Raw genomic sequence first — 20,149 nt, forward strand, 5'->3', positions numbered from 1 at the left:
TAATACGACGAGTTTTGTCGCTTCCCCGATCTATCTTTGCTTTAAAGAAACACACCAAAGCAATCATTATAAAAAGTTAAAACCAATAGTCTATTCTTCGGAAAACTATTGGTTTTACTTGTCTAAAATTGCCACACATTTCTTAAAAACCAAGTATAGAAACATGAAAAAGACAACCATTCTTTCTTTGGACGGGGGCGGAATCAGAGGCATTATCACATGCATCATTCTGCGCTACATAGAAGAGCAACTGCAGTTTTATGATAAGCCTGGCGCAAAGCTTGGCGATTATTTCGACTTCGTTGCGGGAAGCAGTACAGGAGGACTGATTGCGTCTATTATTCTATGTCCCGATGAACACCGAAAAGCAAAATATTCAATCCAGAAAGGGCTAGAATTGTATGCTGAAAAAGGTGGCGACATATTTCAGGTTTCCTTTTGGGAGCGTTTGGTGAATCCGTTTGGATTACTGAATGAAAAAATCTCACAGGAAGCACTTGAAAAGAATTTGACTGACTTTTTTGGAAATTTAGAATTAAAAGAATTAATAAAGCCTTGTTTAATAACAAGCTATGACATTGAAAACAGAAGAGCAAAATTGTTCAATTCGTGGAAAGCAAATTTGAGCACCGATAATTTTTATGTAAAAGATGTTTGCAGAGCGACCTCAGCAGCGCCTACGTACTTTTCTCCGGTTCAGATTAAATCGATGTACGGACAGATTTTCAGCCTGATCGACGGCGGAATGTTTGCCAATAATCCGGCACTCTGTGCGTATGCTGAAGCAAGAAAAATCCCTTTTGCAGAAGTACTGAAGAACCATCAGAAAGCAAATCATCCGATTGTAAATGATATGATTATTGTATCGATCGGGACAGGAATTGAGGCAAGACCCTATTCATTTAAAAAACTACAAAAAGCCGGAAAAATCGGTTGGGTGAATCCCATTATTGACATTTTAATGTCAGCCAATGCAGAAACAGTTGACTATCAATTAGGTCAGATGTTCCAGACGTTAGGATTGAGAAATCAGAAAAATTACTATCGACTAAATCCTTCGTTGAAAAACGCTTCCCCCGCAATGGATAATGTAAGAAGATCAAACATTGAAAGTTTAATTCAAGCCGGACTAAGCTATATCGATGATAACAGAGAAATGCTGAACCAGATTGTACAGAAATTAATCAAAAACAAAATATAAGCTTTTAACCTTATAATTAATCAATATAAGCTTTTTTGATTATATTTAAATAGCAAAAAGACTACAATGAATAACAACATGAAGGCAACTTTAGCATCAATTATTATGAGCACATTATTTTTCATCGCTAGTTATTTCATTTTGTATCTTTTATTTGATTATTTCAATCCTCCCATTACAGAAGACGGCCATAAATATATGCCAATCGGAAATGTTTTCTATTCAGGAATTACGGCTTTTACAGCGACTATTTTGTTCTTCATCATCATTAGAAAATATATAAAAAGAAAGTTATAATTTTTTTCTAAAATATTTAAAACACGTCAAGTTTTGTCGCCTTCTGCTCCTATCTTTGGATTATAAACAAAGCACAAAAACAATCATTAAAAACTTAATTATACCATTTGAATTCTACATTGATCAATGCTGGACAGCCGGAAACATGTTCCAATTTTAACACCAAAATTCAGACACAAAACATGGAAACACCCAATCACAATCCAGATATACTCTTTGATGAAGACCTCTACACCATAGAATGGAGCGACATCGAAAACGCAGAGATGGACTATGAAAATTATCTCAACGACATTGAAAATTTCTTCCACCAGGATTTCGAAAATGACATTCTTGAAGAAGAAGTTTATTAACTAAATTTTAAGTACACAGTTCTGTTGCTGTTCGGCATCATCTACCACAAATCCTTTAATGTCTCATCCTTTGAATTCACCATTCACAAAATGCTGGACAGCCGGAACTGTGTTTAAAATTCGACACTAAAATATCACAGAAATAAAAAGAAATATAAACACCAAGGTGGAAAATTTTGTCTGAAAACCACTTGAAAAAAATTACTGACTCAAAGTTTTCTTATAAAAGAAACTTTTAAACAACCTTTTAAAACCAAAACAATCACAAAATGGCAGAAAATGAAAACCCAGCAACGCCGATTGCAGAAAACACACCAACACAAACATTATTTAGATTTGTAAGCTTAAGAAGTCCACAATTATCCGATGAAAAAGAACAGGATAAAAGATTTATCTTTATTCATGAACAAGCAAAGGCCAATGGACACTTTTACATTCCTGTAACTACAGGAACAGGGAGAAAAAGACAGCTTTTATTAACTCAGGCTGCAAGCTATCAATCATCTTCAGAATTTATTTCTAAAAATAACCCGTCTAATAATTTAAATACTTTCAAAACTACTTATAAGGCTATTTATGATTTTGCGGTTTGGTTAGCAAGAAATAAAAATACATGTACTTATGCAGAGTTTCATACTCAAAGAGGGTTAGCTATTACTATAAATACTACATTTCCAACCGTTACTACGCTATGGGATAACCTCATTTATCAAGTCGTTACTCAAAAAGATTTTTATATTAAAGAAGTTATGATGCAGGTGATTTTAGCATTAAGTACATTTCTAATTAGTAACGAGGAAGAAATGAAAACTGTGTTAAATTCAAGAATTGTCCTTCCTAAAGAGATGATGATGGACGATGATGCTTCTCTTACATCAGGTATTGTTTCAAAAGCTGCCGGCAATACAGTAAAGGAAACCGCTCCTACTGAAGAAATGAGAAAGCAGCAGGAAGTGTCTTCCGCAAAAACTAAACTTAGCAGAATTGAAGGCTTAAAGAAAAACCTTGCTGTTATTGAAAAACAGTACAATAAAGAGTATCAGGCAGAATATAAAGCACAGGATGAAGCATATCAGGCAAGAATAGCTCCGATTATGCAGGAGTATAATGCTGCTTTGGCAGCGGCAAAGGAAGAGTATTGCGGCATCAGACCTCCAGGAACAGTATATGATCCTAATGACCCTTGTCAGCAACCCAAAGAGGTTCCTGCTCCTAAACTTCCTGCATTTGAATTTAATTTCAGAGACGAAGTAAGCTCTGAATCTTTAAATCAATCCTTAAAGCCAGAAAGTTTTGATACTTTACTTGATGTTTTGGGGTACACATTCACACCAGAACAGATAGGCGATAGTTTCGCTGCGTTACAAAGCAGCGCTGATCTTGATATATTGCTTGAGGGAAGGAACACTTTTGCTGAACTTCAGGCTGTAATTAATGAAAATGTAGAAAGGCTCAACAATACTATCATTGAAAATACGCTAAATAATGAGGAAACCTACGCCAGTATCGGTGGAGTTATTGTTCCCGTAGCCAGAACAGTTTCAGTTCCATTTACCTATCAGGTTTGTACAAAATTGATGTACAAGCAGTATGTATTGGATTTAGCGTTGAATGTGCCGGATTCATCGTGGGAAGTCAATATGATTTCTTATCAGGTCACTCCTGCCGGAACCTCTACAACAATTGACCAAAGCTATTATGTAAAATCCAGATCCGGAAATACTATTTTCCTGAATGATTTATTCAGTCCAGGATTGGATTTAAATAATGTTCATGACTCCATGTTAAGAGTAAAAGTAGTTTTTACCAACGGACGAGTGACAGAATTTGTAACACCTGTCAGTGTGAGAACCTGTACTTCTGGTAAATTTGAGTTGGAAGTTGAAGAAGGAGAATCTCCGGAAGTCATTATTGATGACGAAAATAACTTTATTCCTTCAGGATTTGGCTTCAAAAATATTGGTATTGCTGATTATCTTAAAGTCGAACAAAGTACTCATGCCTACGTAGAAGGAGAAGTTGCCCACATCGAAAACGTGATGGCCAGAGAATATCGTGAAAAATCTACCCGAAGATTAAGAAGAAGCGAAAATACAACCACAACATCTTCCGATACAGAAAGAGAGCAGCTTACGGATACTACGACAGCCAATCGTTTTGAAATGCAGAATGAGATTTCAAAGATGGCTCAACAATCCAAAGATGCAAACGCGCAAGCCTTCTTTAATACAGAAGGAACAATGGGAACAGTAAATTTTCAGGCCGGTGTCTCCGGCGGATTTGCTAGTCATAATTCAAAAGAAGAAAGTACAAGACAAGCTGTTACACAATCTCAGGACATTACAGCAAGAGCCATGGACAGAATTGTAACTAAAGTACATGAAGAAAGAATTGAGAAAATCATTGATGAATTCGAAGAAACAAATTCTCATGGCTTAGATAACAGAAAGGGTGATAAACATGTTGTTGGCGTTTACAGATGGGTTGATAAACTGATGAAGAATCAGATCTACAACTATGGGAAAAGAATGATGTTTGAGTTTATGATTCCTGAGCCTGCTAAGTTACATTTATTAGGCATGAAGAATGTTAAAACAGCAGATCAAATAGATCTAATAAAACCTGAAGATCCAAGAAAATCCCAGACAATGCCTTTGTCCGATTATTCGGGTTTAGAAAATGAAGCTATTTTAAAATATTGGATTAGTAAATATAATGTAGAAGTTGAATTTCTTGAAAAAGAAATTATCGAAAGTTTCTCGTTTTCAGAAAAAGGTTTGGGACATACATCTAGTGATGAAGGATTTGGAAGATGGTCTGGTTCTTATCATAAGGAAATTGAGCTTAAAGAAGGCTATATGTTGAAAAACTTAAAGGGTCAAATAGCTATGGGACCTCTTCATTGGGGAAGCCACCCATCTGTAGGATATTTTAGCTTACTTGTCTGCGGCACATTGCATAACGTTGGTAATACCAATATTAGTAGTACTTGTACAATTAATTCTTCTTTTGGATTAGATAACGGAATTAGAAAAAATATTGCAATTGCATTAAAATCCTGGGATGTAGAAACAATTTCCGGCTCATTAGTGGCAACTTGTCAACTCACACCTGAAACGAAAAAGCAATGGCAACAAAAAACATTTAAAGCAATTATTGATGCTTACGAAGAAGCGTTAATCGAATACAACAACAAACTTTCTGAAGAGAATAATAAAGCTGTAGTGATTAAAGACTCCAATCCAAATTTCTACAGACAAATTGAAAACACGATATTGCGTAAAAACTGTATCTCTTACATGACAGACAGAGCAACCGGTTCTACCCATGGTTACGGACTTTCAGGATTAACACAGGGAAATACCTTTACTGATTATGAAACCGTTCTTTCTTCTGATTTGGATAAATATACTGCCTTCGTAAAATTTATGGAACAGGCTTTTGAATGGGAAAATCTATCATATTATCTATATCCTTATTATTGGGGAAATAAACAAAACTGGGTAGAGTTATATCAATCAGAAAATACAGACCCTTTATTCCGAAATTTCCTACAAAGCGGTATGGCAAGAGTAGTCGCTACGGTTCGTCCGGGATTCGAAGATGCAGTACAGTTCTATCTGGCAACCGGAAAAATCTGGAACGGCGGCGAAGTTCCTGTCATCGGAGACGAACTTTATTTATCAATCGTAGACGAACTGAAACAGCCAAAAGGAGAAAAGCAAGGAAAGGCTTGGTTAACAAGACTTCCGACAACTTTGAATATTCTTCAGGCAGAAAGCATTGGTTTAAAAGTAGCTCATGCGCTACCATTTACTACAGAAAACCCAAAAGACTTTGAAGTTCCTTCTGAAGTGATTACTGAGGATAAGTTCAATTTTGAGAAAAATGATAGTGTTTTAGGAGGAAATCAATCAGAAGAAAAATGGATTGAAATTACTTTTAATACTATGGATAAATACTTTAATATTGGAGCAATGGATGATGGAGGTGTTTTTCCAAGAGTATATGAATGTTTAGGGAATACTATTACTATTGATAGAGATGCTAGTTGGACCGCAGGGCAGCTTACGACAGTCTTTTATAAAGTTTTAGCTAATGAATTATCATTAATAGATGGTGTTAAAGCAACACCAACTGCAAGTAATGGATTAACATTTAAAATAGATATTAATAAAATTAAGACGTTTGTGTTCAAAAAACCTGATATTGATCATGAATATGGATTGTTAAAATTTATTACAGATGGTGATACCTATCTGAGAATTTTATCTCCAACTATCTATACTGAAAGAATTTTAGATAAAGATAAAATAGCTCTCTCTGTAGGTGATCTTACTGATAAGGCACCTCTTTCTAAGTTTTTACTTTAATTTAAAACTTTTAAGCATGAGCCAAGTTAAACACGAGGCTATCTGGCAGCACGATCAAGTGCTGCCTTATATTCTCACGACTTTAAAAGATAAGGTTGAAGAAATTACTCCTGTGGAAAAAATTTTTCTTTTTGGAAGCAGAAGCAGAGTTCCCCTAGAAAATTGGAAGGAATTGGAAGGGAAAGACTGGGATGTATTGGTTCAGGCCAAATTCAAACTCAAAAATGCACAGGTTCTGGTTGATAAAAACTATCACCTTGATTTGTTGGTTTTGGATGAAGAAAAAATCAAGACTTACTATTCAAACAATCTGAAAATGATTTATCCGGAAAATGAACTCAAAAAATGACAATATCGGCAGAGCCTAAAAACTCTGCCTTTTTTAACCTTAAAAATCACAAAATGAGTTTAGAAATATTAAACAATAAGAATAATAGCTTATTTGATTCTAAAATTTTATCAATTGATAAGCCTTCTGGGATTTTAGAAAATGTTAGAGGAATGAATCTTAATGAAATTTCTTACGAAAACAAATTTGGACTTAGCCAAAAATGTATCGAGACAAAAGATGATTTCTATTCTGAAAACATGGATTTGAATAAGTTATTGAACGATTTAAGCAACCGAACGAATGAGAACTTCTTTTTCTTTTATCAAAAATATGCATTAGTAAACCCAAATGTATATTTAGGAAGTAGTCCGTCAACTATGACTCCTATAACAACTACTTACACCCCACCAAAGTATTTTGAATATATCAAAGGAAATGAAAAAATATCTACCACATTAAAAGTAGAACTCAACAAAAGAGCCTGTTTCATAAACTTGAAAAATTGGGGAACTGTAGTTCATCTCGATCCTGAAAAAGAAGAAATAGAATTTCGTTTAGAATTTGTTTATACCGATTATTTAGATAAAAGAGTTTTTAACACTAAAACAGGGAAATATGATATTGATAAAAAATATAATTCGATTATTATTTCAACTTCTGACACGAATGGCTTCGTAGCACTATCTGAAAAATTAAAACTAGGTAATGATGCAAAAAATGACATCATCACACTCTTTGTAGAAAAAATAAAAAGTACTGAGAATCCAGCTTCTCTAAAGTTTCTATATGAAAAGATGCCAGATTTTGTAATAGAAAATCTACTCTCTAAGTTAGAAGGAAAGTTTAGCAATGAAACGAATATTACCATAAATAAGAAGACTGGTAAAACCAGCTCTTCAAGCTCTGCAGAAAAACTTATTTGGAAACACTTGGAAAAATTGGTCAACGACGATGATCGAGGTCTTTTTAGTTTTACAAGAGATTCTAGCGGAGCCTTATTAAACTTGCTGAAAGTTTTCCGAAAGAGTCAGTTCCTTTTCGAGAGTTTTAAAAATGATCAGGCCTTAGTAAAGCGTATTTTCGAAAATCTGGATAGTACCTCAATAATCAGTGGAAAAGATTGGAGTAACAAAACTTTATTCGCTAATTTTATTACTGCTCTTTGTATTGATAATGCTTTTGAAGGATTAAGAATTCTCAATAAAGAATTTATAATTGGTAAAGATTATTCCGTTTCCTCCGGCAGTATTTTTCAAAGTGAAAAAAACAATGAGTTTTTTCTTCAGCAGTTAAAAAAAACAGTAGAAAAAGTAAATGTCAATGCACACGAATCATTAAATGAATATACAAGAATAAGTCTTCAAGAAGCCGACGAAGGAAATCTTTATCATCCAATGGATATTGTATATATCAATTACGCAGATATCAAAGAGTCTCCTTTTCCGTTTGTATCTGCTATTACTATTAAAGCTTTTGCAGAAGAAAGAGATCAGCAATTAAGAGCAGATGCTTTACGAATAGGTTTTGATGTATTAGCCATTGTTTTAGCAGTCGCATTTTTCCCGGCAGGAGGTGCAGTAGGAATTGCTGCGGAATATATAGGAATTGGCCTTGCCTTAGCAGATATTGGTATTACACTCAAACGAGAAGATATTATGTTGGAATCGGGAGGAAAAGAGTTCTTAGAATACTGGGAAAAAGTCTATTTGCTAGGTGGATTAGCTTTAGCATCTGCTGCTATAGTAGAGCAGGTTTTTGCTAAAAGTGTATTTTGCTATCTTGAAGCATTGAAAAATGCAAGGCCTTTGCCTTTTTTGGAAGCTTACCAAAAAAGCTTGGGCAAAATTCTTCTGGAGCGAGAAATTCTTACATTTGCAGGAAACACATTGAAACCCAGTACAGAAATAAGCATAAATATTTTAGCGTATAACAGTAAGGAAATAGCAAAAGCAACAGGAAATATTTTTGATTCATCTAAAAATTTATTGCCATTATATGAAAAAGGAGCTATTTTAGTAAAAATCGGAGAAAATGAATATGCTTTAGTCTATAAAGGAGAAAAACTGATACAGGCAACCGCTAATGATAAAAAGCTTTCAGAATTTTACCGAAAGCTAAAGAAGAACCAAAAACGGTTGGCTGAGTTTTTAGAAGAGAATAGAGGAGGGAATAACAGTCAAAAATCGATAATTGCAACAGACGATATTGAGAAAGTACAAACTTTTAAGACACTGGAAAATAAATATGCAGGAAAAACCATTGAAAAACCATTTGAAAAATTAAGTGAATTATTGCCTTTGTTTAACCATATCTCAGTAGATAAAGAGATAATTCAAATAGGATTTGAAAATTGTGCTGATGTCGTAGATGCAATAATAAATTTCTTGAAAAATAAGAAAATACGGAAGGCAAATCCATCTGGCTTTGAATCTTTTGAGAAAGTTGCAGCCAAGTATGGAGGAGGTTATTTTCAGCAACTAAATCCAGCAACTATAAATGGAGTTTTTGAAACCCCACTAGAGCGATTGAGGGCATTAATAAAGAATGATGATATAGCTGTTATTTATGGTGTTCATGATTTGAATCGTATAACAAAAAGTACAGAAGGGCACTATTTTATAGGTGTGAAAAAGGATGGAATACTGCATTTATTTGACGGTCAAACCGGAGAATATCTCGAGCTTAGTAGTACAAAGACACCAGAATTTCAAAATTTCATTCGAAGCAAATATCGTAAAGAATTTAAATCCACAGAAGGAGGAGGCTTTAGATATTTAATAGTAAGATAAACAATAAAAAACAATTTATGTTAACAGACCAAGAAATGCTAAAAATAGCAGAACGCTATTTGAAAAGCAAAGGAGAACATTTTGGAGGATCGGATATTGAAGTAGTAATATTGACCGAAGAGACGATCAAAAAACCGTATGGCAATATTTATCGTTATCAATCCAAAGAATATGTATTAACCGGAAATTTTAACAAATCATTGGCAGGACACTCTCCGTTTTTAGTTGAAAAAAAATCTGGCAGGGTAGTTGGTTTTGGTACGGCAGGCTCCTTAGAAAGTTATATAAAGGATTATGAAAACGGTGCATTAGTACCTGCATTAACTCGTTATTGGTATCCTGATGAAGATCGATTTGATTATAAATAAGATTTTACTAAGCTGATACTATTTTAAAAGAAATCATCAATTACTACAATGAAATACTGGCAACTACAAGTTTGTTTGGCAAATGAATTAAATATTTTTGAAAAGTACATTGGAGAATTTGACATAATTAAGAGAGGGCAAGAAACTGTACCAGCGAATATTGTGTTACAAGCTTTATCAGATAGTAAAGAAAATTTAATAATTCTGTCTATAATTATTTAAGATCTTCCATAACAAGTGAAAATTTTCTAAAAGAAACCAACAATAAAATTATAGAAAAAATTACCATTTTAGAAGCTGATAAAAGATATGGTGAGATAATTACAGAAGTTTTTGATTATGATTCAGTAGAATTAAAACAATAAAATTTCCCCACAAAAAAAATAAAACACGACACCTTTTGTCGCATTAAGCCCATATATTTGTCTTAGAAAAATAATTATGAAAAAAGATTTTTACCTGACAAGATATGCCTTAATTATAAAAAGATTAGAAAGTTCTCCGGCTACCTATTCGCAGCTGGAGGACTATCTACTCAACTCTTTTGAATTTCAGGATGCGGATATTAAGAGCTACTCGATCCGTACTTTGCAAAGGGATATCCGGGAAATTTCAGATCTTTTTAATCTTTCTATTCACAACAAAAAAAAGGGTGACAATCGTTATTATATCGAAAGCCGCCCCATCATGGAGGTGGATGAATACAACCAGAAACTTCTCGAATCTTTTCAGGTAAGCAATGCCATGAATACCCATCCGGATTTTGCCGATTTCATTTTTTTTGAAAGCAGAAAGCCAACCGGTGTTGAACATTTTTACGACCTTTTCTTTGCCATCCGAAACAGGAGAATCGTTTCTTTTGAGCATTATAACTATAAAAATAAGCTGATGACCTCGCGAAAAGTTCATCCTCTGGCGTTAAAGGAATCCAAAGACCGATGGTATCTGATTGCGATGGATACAAAAGACAAAATTTTAAAATCTTTCGGACTCGACAGGATTAATTATCTGGATGTCAACGAAAAACAATTCAGAGAAAAATACAAATATAACTTTAGGGAACATTTTAAAAATGCATTCGGCGTCATGAATCTTGCCGAGCAAAAACCTCAGCAGATTATCCTTAAATGCAGCAGACATCAGGGAGAATATATCAGAAGTTTCCCGCTTCATCAGTCACAAAAGGAGACCAAAGAAACGCCCGAAGAAATCTTTTTTGAGTTCTTTTTGCACCCTACATACGACTTTATGCAGGAAATCCTTTCTTACGGAAAAGAGGTACAGGTTTTGGAGCCGAAATCTTTAGTTGAAGACATTCGCAAACATTTGCAGGAATCTTTAAATAACTATTTGGAAAACCATTAATAAGGAAAATATTTTTCAGATTTTTTTGATTACATTTACATAAATATATCAAAAGTGAAAGCCCTTTTTCCTTACATTTTCTGCCTTATTTCTTCTTTATGCTTTTCACAGCAGACGGAAGAATTCAGGTCTATAAAAGGTTACTACAATCAGCACAGATCTATGCTCGGTAAAGAGTTTAAGAAAAAATTTGATGCCGAAGCCGATAACTTTCACAAAGCTTCCATCAAGCTGGATTATATGCTGTTTATGCAGAAAATGGATAGCATCGAGAACATTGCGTTGATAGGTGCTCTTCTGAAAACAAAAAATTTGGAAGATTTAGGGAATCTTAATCTGATAAAAAATAATGCTCCTGTTCAGGCACCCGTTGCTGCTTCTGTTGTCATCGATAAAGCCGCAGATTATCCCGGCGGAATGAATGAACTGAGAAAAGAAGTCGCCGAACTTTTTTATTTAGAAGGAGTTTATTCCGATATAAAAACGGTAAAAGCCAATGTCGCTTTTATTGTGGAAAAAGACGGCAGCATTACCAATGTTGAGGCTCAGGGAGATAATTTTACCTTCAACAGGCAAGCAGAAATTGCTTTATATTCCGTTACCCAAAAATTTACTCCGGCAATCATCAACGGAGGTCCGGTAAGATACCGCTTCAGACTTCCTTTAACCATGAATATTGAAGATTGATACATGTTTACCGACGAATACTTTATGAAAATGGCGTTGTACGAAGCCGAAATTGCCTTGGAAAAAGATGAGGTTCCTATTGGATGTGTCATAGTTTCCAATAACAGAGTGATTGCCAGAGCACACAATCTTACAGAAGCGTTAAATGATGTTACTGCCCATGCCGAAATGCAGGCCATTACTTCCGCAGCTAACTTTTTAGGCGGAAAATACCTAAAAGACTGCACTTTATATGTTTCCTTAGAACCTTGTGTGATGTGTTCCGGAGCTCTTTCCTGGTCGCAGATCTCAAAAGTCGTGATCGGAGCACGAGATGAGCAGAGAGGATTTATCAATAAAAAACTTTCCCTTCACCCAAAAACTGAAATTATTGTCGGAGTTATGGAACATGAATGCTCTTCGATTGTGAAAGAATTTTTTAAGTCTAAGAGATAACCCGGGCAATAATCTATCATTATTTACATCTTATCATTGAAAAGCCAATCCAAACGGATAATAACAAAAAATATAGAAATAATTCTATAATAATCACTTCGTATTGAATTAATTAATATATTTGATTAAAATCAAACTAAAATAATCATTATGAGAAAGTTATCAAGAAAAGAGACTGCAAAAATCAATGGAGGTATTGGAGTTAACCAATGCTACTACATAGATGAGAATGGTGTAAGAAAACTTGGATGCAGAATTGAACCTTGGCAAGATTTTAACGGGGAATGGATTTATCCGCTTCCTGGCCACGATTGTCAATCTTGTTTTTAATTTATAAAAATAGCCAGCCTTTAAGGCTGGTTTTTTATTGATCTTTTCCTAAGAAATACAACCCTTTCAATGTATGAAGCCTGTCCATCACATGGATTTTCTTCGTTAAAGGTTTATACACATGAGAAACACCTCCCGTTGCAACTACAAAACAATCATCATTTACCTCATCATTAATTCTGTCGATGAAACCTTCCACCATTCCTAAAAAACCGTAGACCATTCCGCTCTGCATACAGCTTACGGTGTCTAAACCTAATACTTTTTTAGGTTTTACCAACTCAATTCCGGGAAGCTGAGCCGTCTGACTGACTAAAGAATTTAAAGCTGTAATAATTCCCGGAGCAATAATAACTCCCAATGTTTCACCTTCTTCCGCCACACAGCTTGCTGTAAGTGCCGTTCCGAAATCCAGTACAATTTTCTTTCTGTCCGGATACATATTGTGAGCCGCTACAAGATTAGCATAAATATCGGTTCCCATCTGTTTAGATTTCGCCACAACCCCCGACGGTGTATTTCGGTCTACAATTATAGGATTAAGATCGTGGATCTTTTTAATAGCTGCATTTACCACCTTGGTAAGCTGTGGTACAACGGATCCGATGATCACTTTATTGATCTCTTTAGGCTCTATTTTATAGGTCTGATACAGCATCGACATCTGAACATATAATTCGTCCGGAGTTCTGTAAGGTTTTGTATTGATTACCCAGGAAATATCGCAGTTGTCATCATTAAAAAGTCCGAAACGGATATTGCTGTTTCCTATATTGATTACGATTGAATTCATGTATTCTTCTTTTCGAGAAAGGAAAATTGTTTTCCTTTATTTTAAGGCTCTAAATTTACAGATTTTAACAAAAACAACTCCATTATCTCCCACAAAATTCTTTGTCCTTCTTAAACAATTAATTATATTTAAAAACTCAAAACACTTCAAACCCACTTTCATGAAAAAACTGGTTGTCGCATTATTCATTTTCTTTAGTATTCATACTTTTTCGCAGACTGCTTCGGCCGCAAAGGAAGTATTCGAAAAAATAAAAAAAGAATCGAAGATCGACGGAAATGATAAAACCATCTACAACATCCTGAATGAATTTTATGATAAAAACCTTCAGGCAGAGAACGACGAAATGGGCCCTGATACGGTAGAAAAAATTCAGAAGCTGGCATCTGATTCTGAAACTAAAAACCTGCATATTCTGATGCTTTTCTTAATGTATCAGCAGCACATCAGCCAAACTGCCATGGTAGGTAAAAAACCCAATCCGGAATTTCAGGTGGCAACAATAAAACTGCTGGAAGAAGAAACAAAAAATGTTTACGGAAAGATTCCTGCCATTATCTACATTTACCAATATGAAGCATTAGACAATTCCGATAAAAAAGCTGAGGCAAAAGCTATAGCAGTTCAGGGTTTAAAGGAATATCCGGATTCCGTTCCGTTAAAAGTTTATACCTATATCAGTACAAAAGATCCATCTATTAAAGACGATTTAGTGAAAAACCATTCTAATCACTGGATGGTAAAGCAATTTGATATAAAAAACATAAAAAATCCCTAAAGAAAAACTCTTCAGGGATTTTTTAATATCATGATAAAATTTATTTCACTTCCACAAAATTGTCTGCAGTATTCACATCCGCCATTCTTTGGCTGAAATCAATCCCCAATACCGAAAGCTGATCTTTTGTATAAGGGATCGTAATTGAATATTCCTTCTGTGTCCAAGGCCAGTATGGCATTGTTTTGAACTCGCCGTAAGCATCTTTTTCTTTCCAGCTATGCGTCATATTCAATGGAATCTGATAATTTAATATCTTTTTGTCCTTTGTCATTACACTGAAATCAACCGGCATCGGAACCTGCCCATTATTTATCAAAGTAATGGTTGTAGATTTGGCATCGTATTTCACATCCTTGATTCCATAGTCGATGGTCTTTGTGGTATTGATCCAATAGTTCTGGAACCATTTAAGATCCATCCCCGAAACTTTCTGGGCAATATGCAGGAAATCCCTGTCAGAAGGATGTTTCAGTGCCCATTGGTCATAATATTGCCTCAAAGTCTCTGCCAGATTTTGTTCTCCCATAATATATCCCAACTGAACCAGATACAATTCTCCTTTTACATAAGAAGCATAGGTGTAAGACGTGCCGTTATCATGATGATCGCCCAACCAGATGGCGGGCTCTTCAATACCTTTTTTAATAAAATTTCTGTAGGCGTTGATCGAGTTAACAAACGGATTCGGAAGCTCTTTCTGTGGCGGGAAAAGCTGATTCATTACATAGCCTTCTGCATAGCTCGTAAAACCTTCGTCCATCCAGGGGCGCATCGGTTCGTTGGTTGCCAGCATCTGCTGATACCATGAGTGGGCTCCTTCATGCGCCATTAAGCCCATCAGCCCTTCCATATTTTTAGCTTCCCCTAAAATCATTGTACACATCCCGTACTCCATTCCTCCATCTCCTCCTTGGATAAAGGCATACGTAGGATAAACATATTTTCCGAAGTGAGTATTCATCAATTGGAAATACTTGGTTACATAAGGCTGAGCCTCTTCCCAAACTTTTGTTTTATCGTTATTTTGATATACCAGAAAAACTTTAGGACCTTGTGGAACATCAAAGCTTTTCACAATATAGTCTCTGTCTGCAGCCCATGCAAAATCCAGAATATTTTTGGCAGTCCATCTCCAGGTTGCTTTGTTCTTATCCGACTTTATCTTTGCATTGGCATCGTAGCCTTTCACTTCAGAAGGATTTTCAAGAATTCCTCCTGCCCCAACTATATAATCTTTATTAATTTTAATAGTCACATCAAAATCCGAAAATGGTGCATGAAATTCTCTTCCGATATAGTCGAAAGTTGCCCATCCGTCGTAATCATATTCTGCAATTTTCGGGTACCATTGCGTCATTGTCATATCAACTCCTTCCCTGTTGTTTCTTCCGCTTCTTCTGATCTGCTGAGGGATAACCGCATCCCATTCCAAGGTAAATGAGGTTGAAGAATTAGGTTTAATCGGCTCTGCCAGATACACTTTCATCACAGTCTCCTGAATTTCAAACTTCAGTGTTTTTCCGTTCTGTTTAATCCAGTGAATATTTTGAGCGCCTTCTTCATCTTTCGGAATAGAAGCCAATCTCGAAATTCCGTCTTTCTGCAATCTAGAATCACCGTTTTTTCCCTGTCCGGCAACCCTCTGATCCATCATGGAATTGGGCTTGAATGCATTCCAATACAGATGAAAGTACACTACATTAAGCTGATCCGGAGAGTTGTTGGTATATTCCAACGTTTGATTTCCCTGATACGTAAACTTTTCAGCATTCACATCAATATCCATTTTATATTTCGCACTCTGCTGATAATAAGCTCCCTGCTGAGCCTGAAACTGAGAAATGATAAACGCAAAAATGATTGCAACCGATTTTTTCATTTAAAATTTTATTTTTCTAAAGATAGTAATTAAAACAAAATCTTAATCCGGCACTACAATGATGCCCGACTGAATTTTGTATTCCTTTGATTAAATTTATTTTTAATTGTTAAAACACCGATAAATTAAGATAAATCACGGTTTTTTCTGAGCCTGACACAGTTTTATAAATCGCTCTTCCACCTGTTGATATTTTTGTGGCATTTCGGAAGACGCCCAAAATATCATGGCCATTGTTTTGTCCCCGAAAGCTTCCTTAAAAAGATCTTTGTTTAAACGGTAAGATTCTCTCAAAAGTCTTTTGATACGATTTCTGTGAACCGCTTTTTTAAAGTATTTCTTCGAAACCGAAACGGTAAACTTGGTGTTTTCGACAGGGGCGGTCGGCTTATTTTTAAGGATAATAATCCTCAAATTCCCATTCGTTCTCCATTTACCTTTTTCAAAAAGTAAAGAGATTTCGGTATTTTTCTTGAGTTTTTCGGCTCTGGGATATTTGAAGTTTGTCATTTACGGAGGGTAAATATAGTATTTGTTTTTTATGTTTTTCCCACAGATCTCACAATCTCAGACAAAAATATTTGAGTAATCGTTGAAAACCTGTGGAATTTGTGAAGGTATTTTTTATTTTTTATCCAATAAATGATTGATTACTTCTGCCGCTGTATATAAACCAAAAATCGCAGGCATATAGCTTATCGTGCCATAAAAAGATCTTTTATAATTGGTTCCGTCTGTCATTTTCAGGCTGTCTTCATCCTGGATATCATTGGCAAAAACACAACGAACCCCTTTATCAATCTTTACTTTTCTTAATCTTTTTCTGATCTGTCTTGCCAAATGACAATGTTCCGTTTTGCTGATATCTCTTACCAACACCTTACTCGGATCGGTCTTTCCACCCGCTCCCATTGAACTTACAATTTTTATCCTTCTTCTTTTAGCCGCAATAATTAAGCTTAGTTTTGGAGTTACACTATCGATGCAGTCTAAAACAAAATCAAATTTATCAGAATCAAGCACTTCTTCCATTCTTTCAGGATTCAGAAACTCGTTGATTTTGGTTAATTTAAGATCCGGATTGATGTCTAAAAGTCTTTCGGCAACCACTTCAACCTTATGTTTTCCAACGGTAGAATGTAGGGCTGGTAATTGTCTGTTAATATTGGTAATATCAACGGTATCACCGTCTACGATTGTCATTTTTCCGATGCCGGCCCTAGCCAAAAACTCAGCTGCAAAAGAACCGACTCCGCCTAATCCTACAACCAAAACAGTTGCCTTATTCAATCTTTCTAAACCTTCTTCCTTGATGAGAAGTTCCGTTCTTTCCAACCAGTATTTATCCATTTTTTATCGTCTCTAAATTTTCTACTATTTGTTTATTTAAATCTTCCAAAGAAATTCCCTTTATTTCAGCTGCTTTCAGATACAGTTCTTCGATATTGAAATCGTCATTATCGGTTTCCAGAAAGAATTTGTTTAAAGGAGTAATTTTCAAAGTATTCTGCAAAGATAAATTATACAAAACCGCTTTTCCAAAACTCAGATAAAAATTATTCTTCAATAAATCTTTTGCAATACTTTCCTTTTTATTAAAACCGTGAATAATCATCGGCTGTTCCGCATACTTTTTAAAAGAAATTACTTCATAAAACTTTCGGACACAATGGATGATGACAGGTTTTTTGATCTCATTGGCGATTTTGATCTGTTTTAAAAAAACTTCCTCCTGAATTTTCTGATCAATCTCCACAAAAGAATCCAGACCACATTCTCCGATAGCAAAACAGTTTTTAAACATCATGCTTTGCATCCAGCCAAACTGCCCGTCAATATTATTCACATCAATATCTTTAGGGTGAATACCTATTGAAAACGGAAAATCAGGCGGAATCTGTTCAATATCCAAATTGTAAATTCCGTTTCTGACATTTTTCTTATGATGATGAAAATCAAAAAAATCCATTTTCAAAAATACTGTTTATTTAGATTTAATATAAAATTCTTAAACGAACGTTTATAAATATGTTAAAAATTTCTTAACTTTACTCAAACTGCTCTTCATGAAAAAAAAATTTACAGAAAAACAAATCCATATTTTAGACATTGCCGAAGAGTTGATTGCCAAGAAAGGATATGAAGGAACATCGGTAAGAGATATCTGTTCCAAGGCTAACATCAATGTGGCAATGATTTCTTATTACTTCGGTTCCAAGGAAAAAATGATGTCTTATCTTTACCAATACAGGGTATTGAAAACCAGGGAAACTTTTTCGGAATTTGCAGACACGATTAAAGACGGCAAGCCGGAAATGCAGCTGAAGGAGATTATAAAATACATCGTTGCCCAACTTTTTAAATACAATTATTTTCACGGTTTCGTTACCCAGGAGCTTCGCCATACCGAAAACCTGAAAGACGAACTGCTGGATTTTTATCAGCTTTTTGTAAAAAAACTGGATGATGTCATTAAAAAAGGAGTGGCATCCGGAGTTTTTACCTTTACCCCAAAACCAGAAGATCTTCTTACCACTATTTTGGGATCCACCCTCTTTGTGATCCGCAACAGGAATTTTTATGAGCTTTACGTTCCCAACAAAAGTGAAGAAACCTATTCCAAAGAAGCGGAAAGAAAAGTGAGAATGAATCTTTTAATGACCGTTTTTGCGATTTTAGGATACGCTGCAGACTAAAATTACGTTAAATAATCATAAAAAAAAATCTATTGGCAAAAAAGTTATATTTTTGCAAATTAGTAAATCGGCTGTGTAATCCGAAAACTGTTGAATTTTATATATGAAAAAATATATTTTAGGTATTTTTACTGTAGCAGTATTATCTTCATGCGTAAGCAAGCAGGAAAGAGCAATGAAGAGTGCAGATAAGAATTTCATCTTGAAAGCAGCTAACGACAATTTCGCTAAAAAGAAATGGAAGAATGCTCTGGCTCTTTACGACAGACTTGCCAATCTTGTTGCAGGAACTGATGATTTTCCAAATGTCGGGTTCAATACAGCCTATGCCAATTATTATGATAAAAACTATAAACTGGCAGGACATCAGTTTAAAAACTTCGCTGTAAGCTTCCCTAAAGATCCGCGTGCAGAAGAGGCAGCTTATATGTCCGCTCTTTGCTATTACGAAGGCTCGATGGACTATAACCTGGATCAGTCGACCACACAATCGGCGATTAACGAGCTTCAGGACTTCCTAAATAATTATCCGAATTCGGAAAGATCTAAAAACATCAACACCCTAATTGATGAATTGTCTTACAAGCTTGAGTTTAAAGCTTATGAAAATGCAAGACAGTATTTCAAAATGGCAGAATACAAAGCAGCAAATGTCGCTTTGGAAAATGTATTGGAAGATTTCCCAAGTACAAAACTTCGTCCACAGATTTATGATTATATCGTAAAATCCCGTTATGAACTGGCAAGTAAATCGGTGTATGATCTGAAGGACGAGCGTATCGAAAGCGCATTGGCCTTTACGAGACAGATCGAAAAAGAAATGCCCAATACAGAAGTTGCAAAAACGGCTTTAGATATCAGACAAAAACTAGAAAAAGAAAAGAAAGATTTTGTAGTTGTAAAAAAACAAACTGAAGAAAGAATAGCTGCTTTAACAGAAAGACAGAAAAAACTGGAAGCGCAGAACGCAGATAAGGCAAAAACTGAGCAGCAGGTAAAAGATCAGATCGATGCTGAGAAGAAAGCAATGCAGATCCAGAGGGACAGTGCGGCACTTAGCACCCCTCCACCGGCAGCCACTTTCAAAATTCAAAGATAATTCGTAAATTTGCGAACTTAAATAAAATTAATATTCTCAAAATGAGTGTAAAAGATACAAAAGCAGAAGTAAATACTATTACTTACGATAAGGATAAGATTGAAGACAAAGTAGGCTCAATCTACGAAGCGATTGTTATCATGGGAAAAAGAGCAGAGCAGATCAATGCTGAAATTCGTACAGAACTTCACAATAAGCTAGACGAGTTTGCTGTTCACAATTCTACATTAGAAGAAGTTTTCGAAAACAGAGAACAAATTGAAATCTCTAAACATTACGAAAAACTTCCAAAGCCAACTTCTATTGCTATAGAAGAATGGTTGAACGAAGACGTATACTTCAGAAAAACTGAAGAAAGAAAATAAAAACCAG

20 protein-coding genes are annotated in these 20,149 nt (G+C 35.1%); 15 read left to right on the plus strand and 5 right to left on the minus strand.

The annotated features are described in order from the left end of the window. Positions 1–163 precede the first annotated feature (163 nt). The 11 genes from BUA89_RS05850 (at position 164) to BUA89_RS05900 (ending at position 12,529) form a co-directional block, all read left to right on the plus strand. On the plus strand, positions 164–1,201 hold the full coding sequence (locus tag BUA89_RS05850) for a patatin-like phospholipase family protein (protein ID WP_072953990.1): 1,038 nt from the start codon (positions 164–166) through the stop codon (positions 1,199–1,201). A 66-nt stretch (positions 1,202–1,267) separates the two neighbouring features. Then, a complete protein-coding gene (locus BUA89_RS05855) occupies positions 1,268–1,498 on the plus strand; it encodes a hypothetical protein (protein WP_072953992.1) in 231 nt (76 codons plus the stop codon). Between the two features lie 107 nt (positions 1,499–1,605). Next, the gene (locus tag BUA89_RS23075; protein WP_178362433.1) at positions 1,606–1,851 is read left to right on the plus strand and encodes a hypothetical protein; all 246 of its coding nucleotides are present in this window, start codon (positions 1,606–1,608) and stop codon (positions 1,849–1,851) included. 269 nt (positions 1,852–2,120) lie between these two features. Further along, a complete protein-coding gene (locus BUA89_RS23080; protein WP_072953997.1) occupies positions 2,121–6,224 on the plus strand; it encodes a hypothetical protein in 4,104 nt (1,367 codons plus the stop codon). Positions 6,225–6,240: 16 nt separating this feature from the next. Next, on the plus strand, positions 6,241–6,573 hold the full coding sequence (locus BUA89_RS05870; protein ID WP_072953999.1) for a hypothetical protein: 333 nt from the start codon (positions 6,241–6,243) through the stop codon (positions 6,571–6,573). Beyond that, a complete protein-coding gene (locus BUA89_RS05875; RefSeq protein ID WP_072954001.1) occupies positions 6,570–9,344 on the plus strand; it encodes a hypothetical protein in 2,775 nt (924 codons plus the stop codon). Before BUA89_RS05870 ends, BUA89_RS05875 begins: the two co-directional genes overlap by 4 nt. Before the next feature lie 17 nt (positions 9,345–9,361). Further along, positions 9,362–9,712, plus strand: a complete 351-nt coding sequence (locus BUA89_RS05880; RefSeq protein ID WP_072954003.1) for a hypothetical protein — start codon at positions 9,362–9,364, stop codon at positions 9,710–9,712. Between the two features lie 441 nt (positions 9,713–10,153). Next, complete coding sequence (locus tag BUA89_RS05885) at positions 10,154–11,077, plus strand: helix-turn-helix transcriptional regulator (RefSeq protein WP_072954005.1); 924 nt, start codon at positions 10,154–10,156, stop codon at positions 11,075–11,077. A gap of 54 nt (positions 11,078–11,131) precedes the next feature. After that, positions 11,132–11,764 (plus strand): energy transducer TonB, encoded by a 633-nt coding sequence (locus BUA89_RS05890; RefSeq protein ID WP_228420529.1) that lies wholly within the window; start codon positions 11,132–11,134, stop codon positions 11,762–11,764. 3 nt (positions 11,765–11,767) lie between these two features. Further along, positions 11,768–12,199, plus strand: coding sequence for a nucleoside deaminase (locus BUA89_RS05895; protein WP_072954007.1), 432 nt, complete (start codon positions 11,768–11,770; stop codon positions 12,197–12,199). Positions 12,200–12,349: 150 nt separating this feature from the next. Further along, on the plus strand, positions 12,350–12,529 hold the full coding sequence (locus BUA89_RS05900) for a hypothetical protein (RefSeq protein ID WP_072954009.1): 180 nt from the start codon (positions 12,350–12,352) through the stop codon (positions 12,527–12,529). Between the two features lie 34 nt (positions 12,530–12,563). On the opposite strand, the gene BUA89_RS05905 is transcribed toward BUA89_RS05900, so the two are convergent. Then, on the minus strand, positions 12,564–13,322 hold the full coding sequence (locus tag BUA89_RS05905) for a type III pantothenate kinase (RefSeq protein ID WP_072954012.1): 759 nt from the start codon (positions 13,320–13,322) through the stop codon (positions 12,564–12,566). Positions 13,323–13,482: 160 nt separating this feature from the next. Here BUA89_RS05905 and BUA89_RS05910 point away from each other — a divergent pair, with 160 nt between their 5' ends. Then, entirely contained in the window at positions 13,483–14,100 is a 618-nt protein-coding gene (locus BUA89_RS05910; RefSeq protein WP_143152268.1) for a hypothetical protein, read from the plus strand. A gap of 40 nt (positions 14,101–14,140) precedes the next feature. Here BUA89_RS05910 and BUA89_RS05915 read toward each other — a convergent pair whose 3' ends face one another. The 4 genes from BUA89_RS05915 to BUA89_RS05930 form a co-directional block, all read right to left on the minus strand. After that, positions 14,141–15,982, minus strand: coding sequence for a M1 family metallopeptidase (locus tag BUA89_RS05915; protein WP_072954016.1), 1,842 nt, complete (start codon positions 15,980–15,982; stop codon positions 14,141–14,143). A gap of 135 nt (positions 15,983–16,117) precedes the next feature. Continuing rightward, positions 16,118–16,492: a ribonuclease P protein component gene (gene rnpA, locus BUA89_RS05920; protein ID WP_072954018.1), complete on the minus strand. Its 375-nt coding sequence runs from the start codon at positions 16,490–16,492 to the stop codon at positions 16,118–16,120. 114 nt (positions 16,493–16,606) lie between these two features. Further along, a complete protein-coding gene (locus BUA89_RS05925) occupies positions 16,607–17,332 on the minus strand; it encodes a tRNA threonylcarbamoyladenosine dehydratase (protein WP_072954020.1) in 726 nt (241 codons plus the stop codon). Continuing rightward, complete coding sequence (locus tag BUA89_RS05930) at positions 17,325–17,951, minus strand: TatD family hydrolase (RefSeq protein ID WP_072954022.1); 627 nt, start codon at positions 17,949–17,951, stop codon at positions 17,325–17,327. Before BUA89_RS05930 ends, BUA89_RS05925 begins: the two co-directional genes overlap by 8 nt. Before the next feature lie 97 nt (positions 17,952–18,048). On the opposite strand from BUA89_RS05930, the gene BUA89_RS05935 reads away from it, so the two are divergent. The 3 genes from BUA89_RS05935 (at position 18,049) to BUA89_RS05945 (ending at position 20,142) form a co-directional block, all read left to right on the plus strand. Further along, positions 18,049–18,678 (plus strand): TetR/AcrR family transcriptional regulator, encoded by a 630-nt coding sequence (locus BUA89_RS05935; protein WP_072954024.1) that lies wholly within the window; start codon positions 18,049–18,051, stop codon positions 18,676–18,678. A gap of 103 nt (positions 18,679–18,781) precedes the next feature. Next, entirely contained in the window at positions 18,782–19,777 is a 996-nt protein-coding gene (locus BUA89_RS05940) for an outer membrane protein assembly factor BamD (protein ID WP_072954027.1), read from the plus strand. 41 nt (positions 19,778–19,818) lie between these two features. Next, positions 19,819–20,142, plus strand: a complete 324-nt coding sequence (locus tag BUA89_RS05945; protein WP_034681463.1) for a DNA-directed RNA polymerase subunit omega — start codon at positions 19,819–19,821, stop codon at positions 20,140–20,142. Positions 20,143–20,149 lie beyond the last annotated feature (7 nt).

Origin of the sequence: Chryseobacterium arachidis (assembly GCF_900129245.1) — a bacterium.
Lineage (GTDB): Bacteria > Bacteroidota > Bacteroidia > Flavobacteriales > Weeksellaceae > Chryseobacterium > Chryseobacterium arachidis.